Here is a 12,855-nt window from a genome sequence, read left to right on the forward strand (position 1 = left end):
GGTCGACCCCTTGTTCTCGTTCGGATTGTCATACGCTGGGCGTTCCCAACATCCGTACTCGGTGCGCGAATTCGGGATAGGCGGCACCGCCGGTGCCTGCCCACAGTTGCTGCGCCATGACCGGCAGCCGCTCCCGTACGGGCGAAACCATCTGCTCTTCGGTCATCACAGTCGGGTCGTCGCACCACACATGCAGTTTCGAGCCGAGCAACCGCTCTCGCTGGTCCTGACGGAGCCGGGTGCCATTGACGAAAAGACCTGGGTCCCAGGCGTATAGCAGGTGTGGCGGGGTGTTCATCGGGGCGGCGTAACCACCGGAGGCCCAGTAGGTCGGGGTGAACGCGGAGTTGTTGAGCAGGCGACCCTGATCGGCGAGCTGCTCGGGGCCGTTGTCGTTGCCGACCCATGGCAGGAGTCCGTTACCCGCGGTCCAGTGCTCGACGACGATCGATTCGTCCACGGAAAGTCTTGCACCACGGGGTATTCCGTCATTCCACAGGCGCGCGGTCTTGCCGTAGGAGGCGACGATGTCGCCGGCCCAGTTGACGGTGTCGGCCACGAGATCCTGCGGGACGGCGTCAGGTCCGAGGCGGTCGTGCGCGGCGGCGGCGAGCTGTGGGTATCGGCTGTAGTCGGTGACGTATTCGTCGCCGCCGAGGTGGAAGTACCGGCCGGGGAACAGCGGGACGAACTCGCGCAGCAGGTCCTCGATCAGCGGACGCGCCGCCGGATTCGACAGATCGATGCGGCCCTCGGCGGTGCCCGCCAGGAGGCTGTCGGTAGCAACGTCGATCGGGCTCGTGGTTGCCGGATGCAGGACGAGTTCGGGGTGCGGCGCCAGGATGGCGTTCATGTGACCCGGGAACCCGATCTCGGGTACCACCTCGATGCCGTAGGTGTCGGCGTAGGAGATGATCTCGGCCAGCTCGGCGCGGGTGTAGTGCTGCCGTGAGGTGATCTCGGGGTGGCTGGTGCTCGCCAACCGGAATCCGTAGTGGTCGGACAGATGCAGGTGCAGCAGGTTCATCCGGTAGTAGGCCATCTCGCGGATGCGTTGCTTGATCCATCCGACGCTGAGGAACTTCCGTCCCACATCGAGCATCAGCCCGCGTTCGGCGAAGTCCGGCCGATCGATGACCGCACCGGCGGGCACGGTGGTCGTCTGCGAGAACCATTGCAGCAGAGTTTGTGTCGCATGCGTGGCGCCCTGGCGGGTCCGGGCGGTGACGGTCATGTTCGCGCCGATGTCGATCCGATAGGACTCGGCTTCGGCCGGACCGGAGTCCGCCACCCGCACCACGATGTCGCCGGAGGCGGCCGGACCTGCGCTGACCGCGGCGGAGCGTCCGCCGCGGGAGAGGTCAGCGGCCAGAGTGCGCGCTACGGTCGCGGCCTCGCCCGTGGTGGCCAGCACCCGGACGTGCGCGGCCAGGATGAACTCGCCTGCGCCGGGGTCGAAGTGACGAACACCCGGCACCGTCGGCGGCAGTCCGACGGCTGCGTTCGCTGCCGGCGCCGGAAGCGATCCCAGTGCCAGCACCAGCAATACCAGGGCAGGCAGCGATCGTTTCACGAACTACTCACCGGGAGTTCCACGGTGGACGGCGAGACGAAGGTGACGATGCTGCCCATCGGTGTCGAGCTCTGGAAAGGCACCGGATCCTGCGAGGTAACCGTCATCGTCAGTCGGTGGCCGGGTGCCAGGTTCCAATAGGTCGGCGCGAGATCCCAGCTCATCTGCGTCGGCGCGAACGGAGTCAGCCCGTGCCTGGTCAGCGGCCAGTAGGAGACGGCTTTGCCGGTGCCGTCGGGAGCCTCGTCGTAGAGAATGCCGATCAGGGTGAGGTCGGTGCTCGCGGGAATCACGGTCAGGTCCAGCCGGGGATGCCCGGAGACGACGGCGCCCTCGGCGAAGGGCTCTGTGCGCCAGACACCGGCAAGGTCGCGGTCCACCGCGCCCAGCGGGATGGCGGGCGCCAGCCCGAGCTGCGCCAAGCTACCGGTGAGGTACGGCACCGCGGCGACCGCGATGGTCGGACCGGAAACCACGGACTGCGACCAGCTTTCGGCCGGATCGGCGCCAATGACACCGATCGACGGCGCGGACAACGCAAGCGTGCGCACTGCCTGCTGCGCGTCGGCCACCGAGTCGAAGTGCCGGTAGGGGCCGGTGTTGGCGGGCTCGATGGTGACCACAGGTTCGGCGTCGATGCCGTTGTCCGCGCCGTTGACGTGGTGGTCGAGCCACCGCAGCGCCCGGTCCCAGATGGGATTGGGCAGGCCGACGATCTGGCCCGCGCCGCCACCGGTGGAATGGTCACCGGGCTGCAGCCACAGCTTCTTCGGGCCGGTGAGCTGGTCGAACAGCGAGTACACCGGCTCCACCGGCAGCAGGCTGTCCTGCCAGTCGTGTGCGAGGAACACCGCGGTGCCGTTGGCATTGAGTTCCGGCACCGCGCGAGCCAGCAGATCACGCGAGGGCAGTGTCTTGAAGGCATCGCCGTTGCCGCGCAGGATCACGTCCAGACCGCGGTCGACCAGGTCGGGGCTGAAGCGGTTGGTCGCCGCACCCGCCGCGGCCAAGGCGATCGGACCTCCGGTCTTGGGTGTGTCGTTCGGGGCAAGTGCCTGCGCCAGATCACCGGGCGGGGAATCGGCGACGAGCGCCTTGATCCGGGGATCGTGCGCCGCGGCGAGAATCGCCATCCCCGCGCCGTAGGAACCGCCGGCGATCGCGATCCGATCGGGATCGACATTCAGATGGGCGATGGCCCAGTCGATCACCGCGGAGGCATCGGCCGCGTCTTTCTCACCGAGGACATCGACCTCCCCACCGGACAAGTACATGCCGCGGGCCGTGTATTCGATCGAGATGAAGTTCTCGCCGGTGGACAGCCGGTAGGCCGAGCCGAGGCTGCCCATCGCGGGCATCCCCCAGCCCGACGGTTGCAGCACCAGCGGATTCTTGTGGGTGGCGATATCGGCGGGCGCGGTGATCACCGCGTTGAGCTGGACACCTTCGGAGCCCGGAATGAACAGCGTGGTCGCCTGCCCACCGGGGATGGGAACAGCACCCACCGGAGCGACACCGAGCACGGTGGTACCCGCGACGACGACAGACGCGGCAAGGGCGCAGAGAATTCGAACGGTCATCGCTGTGTCACAGTCCCAGGAGATTCGCGACCACGAGCCCGAGATTGTGCAGGAGCGAGACCGGGGACATCAGGAGGTAACCGAGGAGGGTCCCTAGGAGATCGGGTGCGGGTAATTCGTTCATCGGGGTCCTTACTCGGTGGAGCCGTCGACGGCATTGCCGTCATCAGAGCGATTGATGCCTCTGAGGACGACGGGCCGTCACGTTCGATCAGTACGAGGGTGAAAGCTCGGATAGCCGAGGTGGTCCGGGTGGTTACTGCGGCGCGTCCCGGTCGAACTGTGCGCGTTTGTGGTCGCCGAACGGCTCGTCGCGCTCACGGACTGCCTCTCGGAAACCCGCTGTAGCAGCCCGCATTTGGAAGGCGTAGCCCTCACGGGTATGGCGAGAGATGCCATCGAAGACGGTGCTGATCATTCCCGAATTGGCCACGCCTTGCGAGTACAACGCCGAATTCAGCGCGAGCTTGGCCATCATGAGCTGGTTCACCGGCATTCGCGCGATGCGCTCGACCAACGCCTCGGTACGGGCGTCGAGTTCCTCGGCGGGACACGATTCGATGGCCAGGCCCCACTCCTGCGCCTGTTGACCGCTGATGCAGTCGCCGGTGAAGAGCAGCCTTTTGGCCCGCTGGTCACCGAGTCGATGGGCCCACATTCCAGCGGCCGGAATGCCCCAGGCACGCGTGGGCGGATAGCCGATCTTGGTATCGTCCGCGCAGATGATCTGGTCGCAGTAGAGCGCGATATCGGTGCCGCCCGCGACAGCGAATCCGTGCAGCTTGGCGACCGTCGGCTTGTTCGCCTGCATCAGGCTGGCGAATCCGCGATTGAATCTGCTCATCATCGCGTAGTCGATCATCGGGTCCCAAGTACCCCACGGATTGTGGTTGGCCGCGTTGACGACCGGGTCGAGAACCGTTCCGGTGACTTCGTCCGGTCCCGAGCCGGTATCGAAGCCCTTCTCCGCGAACATGTCCAGGTCGTATCCGCCGCAGAAGCCCTTGCCGCGCCCCGAAACCAGAATCACGTGCACGCGCGGATCGAGGTCGGCGCGCTCCACCGCGTGGGCGAGTTCGACCGGGGTGTCCGGTGTGATCGTGTTGCCCTTCTCCGCTCGATCGAAGGTGATCCTCGCGATCCGCCCGTCACGCTCGTAGGTGAGGGTCGCGTACTCACGCTCGTAGTCCGGTGCCGGACGGTCCTGCCAGGGCGAATCGGGCACCTCCGTCCAGTTCTCGTACCAGGCAGCAGGACGCTGACCCGAATGCGATTGATCGTTCACGGCATTTCCCCTTCGGCGGGTATGCGGACAGTCGATTTGATCCCAGCGCCGAGCGACAGCCGCGAGTATGCGGTACTCAGGGTTCCGGCATTACTAACCTCGCACCCGCGCTAGATATTTGTCAACACCATGTTCGCGACAGAAGTTCGGCCGACGGAGATCACCGGGGCGTGGGGATGTCCCCATGCTCCGACATAAGCGGTTCGGCGAACGCCTGGAATTCGACACGGAACCGCTCGTAGATCGCTCGCAGCGGTGCACCGGGCCATGGCACCGGAAGAAGATCTTCCGGGAGCAGTGGATCATCGAGCAGATGCCGCACACTCGCCGCGGCGAGCTCGAACCGCGCCGCCATCGGCGCCTCGGGGTCGTACGTCGCGACGAGTTCGGTAGCCCTGCTCGCCCACGTCGATGGCGAGAAGAGCCGCTCGGCGAGCTCGATCGAACGCTCTTCCGGCAGTGCGGTGAACAGCGCCACCCGCTCGCGCAGCCGGGGCGAGAGGTCGACGTCGAGATTGTCGGGACGAGCCCAAACACCCTCGCGCAGTTCGCCGAATCGCGCGGCACGCAGCGATTCCCGCATCGCGGCACGGTCGGTGGAGTCGTCGGCGCCGACCGTGACGACAGCCAGCCGCCACTGCCCGATCCAGTGGCGCGTGCGCGGAGCGACAGCCGCGTCCTGGCGGCGCTGCCGCTCGACCAGCCGGTCGGACAGTCGATAGACACCGTCGGATCGCTCGAGATCACTGCTGGCGACCATTCGCGTGAGCGCGACACGAACGGCCGATTCCTGCAGGCCGAGCTCGGCGGCGACGGCGAGGATTCCACCGACCGTCGCCTGCGGCGGGTGGGCGCCGAGCAGCGCGCTGAGGATCGCCGAACGCGCGGTCAGTTTGCGCGGACGACTCGAGGTTCGGACCATCGGCAAATACTATTTCATTACATACTTCACGCGCATCAAGCAAACATGTAACGTCGTACCGAGTCGAGTACTGAGGAGACGCACATGGCGACACACGAGGTAACCAATCAAGCTGTTCAGCCCTTCGGGCTCGATACCGCCGACTACGCCCCGATTACAGACGCCCTGCGCCGGGCAGGTGCGGCGCAACGCCTGCCCGAGGTGCTCGCCGCGGGAGAACTGGCGAGTAGTAGGCACGGGGTCGAACTCGGCGATCTCGCCGAAGCGCACCCACCGACCCTGCGCACACACGACCGATACGGGCATCGAGTCGACGAGGTCGTCTACGACCCGGCCTATCACCAGCTCATGCGACACGCGACCGACCTGGGACTACACGGCACACCATGGGCCGACGATCAGGCGAATCCACATCTCGTGCGTGCCGCGAAATTGCTGGCGTGGGGTCCGGCCGACGCAGGCCATCTGTGCCCGATCAGCATGACCTACGCGGTGGTACCGGCGTTGCGGCACAACCCGGAACTGTCTCGGCGTTACGAGGCACAGCTCACCGTGCGCGCCTACGACCCCGAGTTGGCGCCGCTCGATACCAAACGGTCGCTGATCGCGGGCATGTCGATGACCGAGAAACAGGGCGGCTCCGACGTGCGCGCCAACACCACCACGGCGGTCCCGCAGGCAGACGGCTCGTACCGAATCGTGGGGCACAAGTGGTTCACCTCGGCACCGATGTCGGACTTCTTCCTCACGCTGGCCCAGACCCCGGCCGGCGTGACGTGTTTCTTTGTGCCACGCGTACTTCCGGACGGAAGCCGCAATGCGATCCTGCTCCAACGACTGAAGGACAAGCTGGGCAACCGTTCCAATGCCTCGAGTGAGATCGAATACGACAATGCCATCGGTTGGCTCGTCGGTGAGGAAGGCCGAGGAGTCCCGACGATCGTCGAAATGGTCAATATGACGCGCCTCGACTGCACGCTGGGCACCGCCACGCTCATGCGTGTCGGCGTGCAGCAGGCCGCGTTCCACGCCGCCCATCGCAAGGCGTTCGGCGCCGACCTCATCGACCAGCCGCTGATGCGCAACGTGCTCGCCGATCTCGCCGTCGAAGCCGAGGCAGCGACAACGGCGGCGTTGTGGCTCGCGGACCTGACCGATCGCGCCGCCGACGACGCGCAGACTGCGCTGCTGCGCCGGATCGGCCTGTCCGTCAGCAAGTACTACATCTGCAAGCGGGGTCCGGTCCATGCCGCCGAAGCGCTCGAATGCCTGGGCGGCAACGGCTACGTCGAGGAATCGCGAATGCCACGTCTCTACCGGGAGGCCCCGCTGCCCTCGGTCTGGGAGGGCTCGGGCAACGTCGCCGCGCTCGATACCTTGCGGGCGATAGCCAAACAACCCGAGACGCTGAACGCCTACTTCGACGAGGTGCGCAAGGCCGCGGGCGTCGACAAGAACCTGGATCGTGCACTCGCCTCGCTCGAACAGCAGTTCAGTGATTTCGATTCGATGCAGTACCGGGCACGCAACGTGGTCGGCACGATGGCCAAGGTGCTGCACGGATCGCTGTTGCTTCGATTCGGGCATCCCGCGGTCGCCGAGACCTACACCAGAACGCGGCTGGGTGCGGACTGGGGCGACGTCTTCGGAACGCTGCCGACCGGAGTCGACGTCGGCTCGATCATCGAGCGCGCGACCCCGAAGGCATCGATGCAGTGAACGGCGTCGGCTTCGATCCGCCCATACGACCACATGCGCGAGGTGCGGGCCGGTAGGTCATCGGGCGCCCCGGACCTTCTTGCCCGCGGCCAGGAAACGGCCTGGGCCCCAGTCGGTCCCGACGCCGTCGGCGAACTCCCCGTCGCGGTAGACCACCCGGCCGTTGACGATCGTCGCGGCGACCGCACGGTCGTTGCGGTTGACCATGCGCCGCAGACCCCCGTACTCGGGAACCTCCTGCTCGGCGAGCCCGTGCACCTCCTGGTCGAGCCCTTCCGGATCGACGATGACGATGTCGGCGCGATCTCCGACCCGCAGGTGGCCCGCGTCGAGGTTGTACCAGTCCGCGAGCTCTCCGGTGAGCCGGTGGACGGCGCGTTCGAGGGTCAGGAACGGTTTGCGCTTGCCCTGCGCGGACTTCACCCGTTCGAGGAGCCGCAGGTGATAGTTGTAGAAGGCCATGTTGCGCAGGTGCGCACCCGCATCACCGAAGCCCATGTGCACGCTCTTGTTCGCGGCGAGCTTGTCCAGGTACTTCGGTCGGTGATTGGCGATCGTGGTGCGCCAGCGGATCTCGCGCCCGTGCTCGACGACGAGGTCGAGGAAAGCGTCGACGGGGTGGATGCCGCGTTCGTCGGCGAGCTGACCGAAGCTCTTGCCCACATGGGTGTGGTCGGGGCTGGCGACAACAGTCGCGTCGTAGAGGTTGCGGTGCCAGATCTTCGGCGAGAATTTGTTCTCGTAGTCGCGCCGGAACCAGCGACGATAGTCCTCGCTCTGGAGCAACTCGTTGCGTTCGACCTGGTCTTTGATATCGAGAGCCGCTGCACCGGAACCGAATTCCTCGAACACCACCAGATCGATGCCGTCGGCATAGACGGTGAACGGCACCGGCAGATGCTGCCACTTGAACTCACCGTTGAGCAGCCGGTTGATGATCGGCGCGCCGTAGAGCATGAAGTAGATGATCGGCGGATACGCCTTGGAGTCGGCGGCCGCGAGCAGCGACACCTTCAGGCGCTTACGCCGGAGCCGGCCGCCCGCGGCGAGGAAGAACTTGGGCACGTTCGGGGTCAGCGAGATCTCCGGGGTGCTCTGCAGGATCCGATCACGTTCGCGCAGTACGGCATTCAGCGCACGGAATTCGCGTCGCTTGACGAACGTGGTCGGCAGGGAGCGGGAACGGTAGAGGTCACCGTCGAGCTTGTCGATCCAGTTCGTTGTCGCCGACATGCCGAGGAATCCGGTATCCAGTGCGTCCTCGAGGATCGCGATCATGCGGTCGAGTTCGGCATCGGTCGGCTTCGCCTTGTCGTCGACGGCGCGATCCATCCCCATCACATGGATACGCAGGTCCGATTGTCCGAGGAAGGCCGCCACGTTCGGGCCGAGGTGAAGGTTGTCGACGGCCTTCGCGTATTCGGCCGGGGTCGACCAGGTTCGGCGCGAATCCAGGGTGTCGATGACGATCTCGCGGGGCACGGCTTCGACCCGGCTGAAGATGTCGGCGCACTCGACGTTGGACGCGAGAATCGTGGTGAGCGAACAGTTCCCGATGATCGTGGTCGTCACGCCGTGTCGCAGAGATTCGGTCAGCGCGGGCGCGACCAGCATCTCCACGTCGTAGTGGGTGTGGACGTCGACGAAGCCCGGCATCACCCATTTGCCGGTGGCATCGATCACCTCGGTGTCGTCGGTGGCGTCCAGCGGCCGCGAGCTGACCTCGACCACCTCACCGTCCTTGATCCCGATGTCCGCGGTTCGCGCTGCGGCGCCCGTGCCGTCGAACCAGATTCCGTTCCGCACGATCAGGTCGTAATCACTCATCACTACACCCTTCCGGCATGCGACTCTGCATGGCGTCACGCTCGGTCCACGCTGGAGCGCAAACGCTAATTTGACCTGTATCGAACCTGTTACGCACTTGACGATACAGCTGGTAACACGTAAAACCATGCACTAACGAATGTCGAATCGCAAGCCTGGTCCACATTCCGGACCGAAGGGATGTCCTATGCCGACGACCACCCCCGCCACGCGGCGGTTCCGGTCGAACTCCGCCGAGCTCGAGGCCCTCACCTGGGGCGATCCCGGCGACCCCGTCGCGCTGCTGGTGCACGGCTTTCCCGACAGCGCATGGACCTGGGAACTCATCGGCCCCGCGCTCGCCGCCGACGGCTGGTACGTGGTTGCGCCCTTCACCCGCGGCTATGCGCCCAGCTCACTGGCTGCCGATGACGACTATTCGATCGGCTCGCTGGTCGGTGACCTGACTCACATCCACGCGGCGCTCGGCGCGGACGCGCGCACCGTGGTCGTCGGGCACGACTGGGGTGGCGCGATCGTCAGCGCGGCGACCGCGAGCCATCCGGAACTGTTCGCCCGTGCGGTGCTGATCGCCATCCCACCGCTTGCCACGGTCAAGGCACTGTTCGCTCCGATGGCACTGCGCCGCAATGCCGGGCGGATTCTGCGACAGGCACCCCGCAGCTGGTACATGCCGATCCTGTCGCTGCCGTGGGTTTCCGAGGCGATCGGGCGCAAGCTGGTCAGCACGCTGTGGCGGCTGTGGGCACCGGGCTCAGCGCTGACCCGGCACCGCGATCTGGGCCTGGCCGCGCTCGACGGGCGGGCTCGCCTGCGCGCCGCATTCAGTTACTACCGCGCGGTGTGGAATCCGATCTACCGGCGCAGCCGCCGGCACCGCGCCGAACAGCGCGCCGCCTTCGACGCGCCCCGGGTGCCGACGCTGTATCTGCAGGGTGCCGCCGACACCTGCGGTCTGGCCGCGACCGGCGCCGACGCACTCGATCAGCTACCACCGGGAAGTCATCGCATCGTGGTGCCCGGCGCAGGCCATTTCGCCCATCTCGAAGCGCCCGACACGATCACCCGACACCTCATCGCCTACCTCGGCCAAGGAGCATGACATGTTGCTGCGCAAGAAATCTCGCTTCCCGATGGATACCGTCGACATCGGCCCGCTGCAGTTGAAGGCACGCAATGTCGAATTCGACCTGAGTGACACTCCACTGCACTGGATCCCTGGCCACCCCGTCGCCTCCCACACGGTCAGCTCCTACCACCTGCTGTTCCCCGAGGTCGAGCGATTCTTCATCGCCGCTTTCAAGGAGGCGCTGCCCGAGGTGCACGATCCCCGACTCCGTGAGGACGTGCTCGGGTTCATCGGGCAGGAGACCGTTCACGCCAACGCACACGAGGAGTCGCTCGACGATTACTTCGAGCGCAACGGCATCGATCCGGAACCCCTGCTGGCCCAGTCACGATTCATGCTCGGAAAGGTACTGGGCCCCAGAACCTTCCGCACCGCGAACCGAACCCGGCAGCATCTGATCAACCGGCTGGCGATCACCGCCGCCCTGGAGAATTTCACCGCCTTCCTCGGACATTTCGTCCTGAACTGCCGCTGGGACGACTACGGCGCCGACCCCGCCATGAGCGCACTGTTCCGCTGGCACGGCGCCGAGGAGATGGAGCACCGCAATGTCGCCTACGACCTGGCGATGTACTTCGACAATCGCTACCGGCGCCGGGTCCGAACCATGCTGCTGGTCTTTCCCCTGACCATCTGGCTCTCGAGCCGCTACATCTGGTACCTGGTGAAGCACGACCCGCAGGCGCCGACCTCGCGGCTTCGGGTGCTCGCTCAGGTCATCAAGGCCGGTCGACTCGGCCTGCTGCCCACCGTCGGGACGGTCACCGGCTCCGCATTCGACTACCTCAAACCCGGCTTCCGGCCGGATGAGACCGGATCGATGGCCCAGGCCCTGTCCTATCTCGCCACCATCGAGTCCCGCACCGACCCAGCCTAGGAGAATCCGTGTCCGATCGACTTCGTCTCGCCGACATCCCCGCCCACGCACACGGCAAGTTCCGTCGCGATCCCCTGATGTGGCTGATGCACGTCGGCGTCGACGTACTCAACTGGATCGACGGTCTCGCCGAACCGCCGAACCGCGGTCCGGGCCGTCGACACCAGTTCTTCGATGTCGTGGTCGCCGAGCGCGGCATCGTGGCTCGAGATCAGAACGTGGTTGCGGTGACATTCGAACTCCCCGATGGCGCGGTCATGCCCGCGTGGATGCCGGGAGCGCATGTCGACGTCGAATTGCCCTCGGGGACAGTTCGGCAGTACTCGCTGTGCGGGGCGCCCGCCGACCGGACCCGCTATCGCATCGCCGTCCGGCTGATTCCGGAGGGACGCGGTGGCTCCGCGGAAGTCCATCAGGCCCTCCAGGTGGGCACCGGATTGCGAGTCGGGCTGCCACGCAACGCATTCCCGCTCGCGGTCGGTGGTTACAACCAGCCGACCACCGCCATCCGGCTGATCGCGGGCGGGATCGGCATCACCCCGATCCTGCCGATGCTCGCCCTGCTCGACCGGGTGCGGATGCCCTGGTCGATGGTCTATTGCGGCCGTAGCCGCGACTCGATGGCATTCCTGGACGAGCTCGCGCCCTACGGGAACAGGGTGACCCTGCACTGCGATGACGAAGCCGGGCTCGCCGACCCCGCGACGCTACTCGGCGACCTGACCGGCGCACCTGCCGTCTACACCTGCGGTCCGCCGCCGATGATCGAGGCACTTCGTGGCGCGCTGGTGCATCGGCCGGAGGTGGAGTTCCACTACGAGCGGTTCTCCGCCGCGCCCGTTGTCGACGGCGCCGAGTTCGAGATCCGGCTGGCCGGAACCGGCGAGACCCTCACTGTCGGGGCAGCGCAGACGGCGCTCGCGGCCATTCTCACCGCCAGACCGGATGCCACGTTTTCCTGTCAGCAGGGCTTCTGCCGCTCGTGCGCGGTCCGGGTTCTCGACGGCGCCCCGGAACACAGGTCGACCGCGTTGAGCCCCCAGGAACTGGAAGCGGGATACTTCCTTCCATGCGTGTCACGAGCCGAAGGCTGTCTTACCGTCGATCTGTAGCTCGACGATGAGTCGGCAACATACGTCCACGGGGCGCAGACCGCAGAACGAGAACGGGCTGGCAACCCACCAGCGCATCGTGGAGGCGGCGCTCGACGTGCTCGCCACCCGCGGCTGGCGCAACGCGAGCGTCGCCGAGGTAGCCGAGCGCGCCGGGGTGACCCGGGGCGCGGTCCAGCATCACTTCAAGGATCGTGACGGGCTGTTCACCGCCTCGGTGCAGCACATCATGGAGACGCGGGTCGCGGAGATCGAGGCGCTGCAGCACGCCGACCACAACGCGGCCGAAGACACCCGCACGATCGTCCGCCAGATCGTGGAGCTGCACCAGGGTGCGACGTTCAAAGCCGCGTTGCAGCTGTGCATCGCCGCCTCCGACGACCCCACGCTCGGACCTCGCGTCGCGGCCATGGAACTCGAGGTCGGCGCCCGCGGCTTCTGGGCGCTCATCGAACTGTTGCGCCTCGACGGCAACAACCGCACGGTGCGCACCACGGTGCAGGCGTTTCTCGACACCGCGCGTGGGCTCGGGCTCGCGGGCATGCTCAACGACGACTCCCGCCGCCGCTTGCAGGTGGCGGACCGGTGGGCTGAGATGCTCGACGAACTGCGCACTCGTCAGTGACTACCTCCAGAAGCAGGAACTCAGCACCGTGCACGAGCGATCGTCATCGGTGACGAGCCGTTTCGCACGACCGGTTCACCACACTGAAAGCCGTAGAACCGGCACGCCGTACATGGCGATGTGGGGGGGGGGGCGGCCGCGGGGGGGGGGGCGCGCCGCCACTACTATAGAGAGGCTAGGACTCTCGGTGTCTGTCTGTATGTAAA

Annotated in this window: 10 protein-coding genes; 5 read left to right on the plus strand and 5 right to left on the minus strand. The window is 66.3% G+C overall.

From position 1 onward, the window contains the following. Window positions 1-28 precede the first annotated feature (28 nt). The 4 genes from ACFWPX_RS04130 to ACFWPX_RS04145 form a co-directional block, all read right to left on the minus strand. Window positions 29-1,573 (minus strand): family 20 glycosylhydrolase, encoded by a 1,545-nt coding sequence (locus ACFWPX_RS04130; protein WP_378925882.1) that lies wholly within the window; start codon window positions 1,571-1,573, stop codon window positions 29-31. Beyond that, window positions 1,570-3,153 (minus strand): CocE/NonD family hydrolase, encoded by a 1,584-nt coding sequence (locus tag ACFWPX_RS04135; protein ID WP_378925884.1) that lies wholly within the window; start codon window positions 3,151-3,153, stop codon window positions 1,570-1,572. The genes ACFWPX_RS04130 and ACFWPX_RS04135 overlap by 4 nt, the downstream gene beginning before the upstream one ends. A gap of 256 nt (window positions 3,154-3,409) precedes the next feature. Beyond that, window positions 3,410-4,438, minus strand: coding sequence for a crotonase/enoyl-CoA hydratase family protein (locus ACFWPX_RS04140; protein ID WP_378925886.1), 1,029 nt, complete (start codon window positions 4,436-4,438; stop codon window positions 3,410-3,412). A 160-nt stretch (window positions 4,439-4,598) separates the two neighbouring features. After that, window positions 4,599-5,360 carry a PaaX family transcriptional regulator C-terminal domain-containing protein gene (locus ACFWPX_RS04145; RefSeq protein WP_378925888.1) on the minus strand — a complete coding sequence of 254 codons (762 nt, stop codon included), beginning with the start codon at window positions 5,358-5,360 and terminating at the stop codon, window positions 4,599-4,601. A gap of 84 nt (window positions 5,361-5,444) precedes the next feature. Here ACFWPX_RS04145 and ACFWPX_RS04150 point away from each other — a divergent pair, with 84 nt between their 5' ends. After that, a complete protein-coding gene (locus ACFWPX_RS04150; protein WP_378925890.1) occupies window positions 5,445-7,079 on the plus strand; it encodes an acyl-CoA dehydrogenase family protein in 1,635 nt (544 codons plus the stop codon). A gap of 57 nt (window positions 7,080-7,136) precedes the next feature. On the opposite strand, the gene ACFWPX_RS04155 is transcribed toward ACFWPX_RS04150, so the two are convergent. Beyond that, complete coding sequence (locus ACFWPX_RS04155) at window positions 7,137-8,906, minus strand: amidohydrolase family protein (RefSeq protein WP_378925892.1); 1,770 nt, start codon at window positions 8,904-8,906, stop codon at window positions 7,137-7,139. Between the two features lie 187 nt (window positions 8,907-9,093). Here ACFWPX_RS04155 and ACFWPX_RS04160 point away from each other — a divergent pair, with 187 nt between their 5' ends. From ACFWPX_RS04160 to ACFWPX_RS04175, 4 genes are read left to right on the plus strand one after another with little or no spacing between them, the layout of a single operon-like run. Beyond that, window positions 9,094-10,008 (plus strand): alpha/beta fold hydrolase, encoded by a 915-nt coding sequence (locus tag ACFWPX_RS04160; protein ID WP_378925894.1) that lies wholly within the window; start codon window positions 9,094-9,096, stop codon window positions 10,006-10,008. Window position 10,009: 1 nt separating this feature from the next. Continuing rightward, window positions 10,010-10,912 (plus strand): metal-dependent hydrolase, encoded by a 903-nt coding sequence (locus ACFWPX_RS04165; protein ID WP_378925895.1) that lies wholly within the window; start codon window positions 10,010-10,012, stop codon window positions 10,910-10,912. An 8-nt stretch (window positions 10,913-10,920) separates the two neighbouring features. After that, window positions 10,921-12,024: a PDR/VanB family oxidoreductase gene (locus ACFWPX_RS04170; RefSeq protein WP_378925897.1), complete on the plus strand. Its 1,104-nt coding sequence runs from the start codon at window positions 10,921-10,923 to the stop codon at window positions 12,022-12,024. A 7-nt stretch (window positions 12,025-12,031) separates the two neighbouring features. Then, the gene (locus ACFWPX_RS04175) at window positions 12,032-12,649 is read left to right on the plus strand and encodes a TetR/AcrR family transcriptional regulator (RefSeq protein ID WP_378925899.1); all 618 of its coding nucleotides are present in this window, start codon (window positions 12,032-12,034) and stop codon (window positions 12,647-12,649) included. Window positions 12,650-12,855 lie beyond the last annotated feature (206 nt).

It is taken from the genome of Nocardia sp. NPDC058518, assembly GCF_042719655.1.
Taxonomy (GTDB): Bacteria; Actinomycetota; Actinomycetes; order Mycobacteriales; family Mycobacteriaceae; genus Nocardia.

Excerpts from the sequence above, each read along its gene's own strand:
- ACFWPX_RS04135 (WP_378925884.1), bottom strand. The coding sequence starts at position 3,153 with ATGACCGTTCGAATTCTCTGCGCCCTTGCCGCGTCTGTCGTCGTCGCG.
- ACFWPX_RS04155 (WP_378925892.1), bottom strand. The coding sequence starts at position 8,906 with ATGAGTGATTACGACCTGATCGTGCGGAACGGAATCTGGTTCGACGGC.
- ACFWPX_RS04160 (WP_378925894.1), top strand. The coding sequence starts at position 9,094 with ATGCCGACGACCACCCCCGCCACGCGGCGGTTCCGGTCGAACTCCGCC.
- ACFWPX_RS04175 (WP_378925899.1), top strand. The coding sequence starts at position 12,032 with ATGAGTCGGCAACATACGTCCACGGGGCGCAGACCGCAGAACGAGAAC.
- ACFWPX_RS04165 (WP_378925895.1), top strand. The coding sequence starts at position 10,010 with ATGTTGCTGCGCAAGAAATCTCGCTTCCCGATGGATACCGTCGACATC.
- ACFWPX_RS04145 (WP_378925888.1), bottom strand. The coding sequence starts at position 5,360 with ATGGTCCGAACCTCGAGTCGTCCGCGCAAACTGACCGCGCGTTCGGCG.
- ACFWPX_RS04150 (WP_378925890.1), top strand. The coding sequence starts at position 5,445 with ATGGCGACACACGAGGTAACCAATCAAGCTGTTCAGCCCTTCGGGCTC.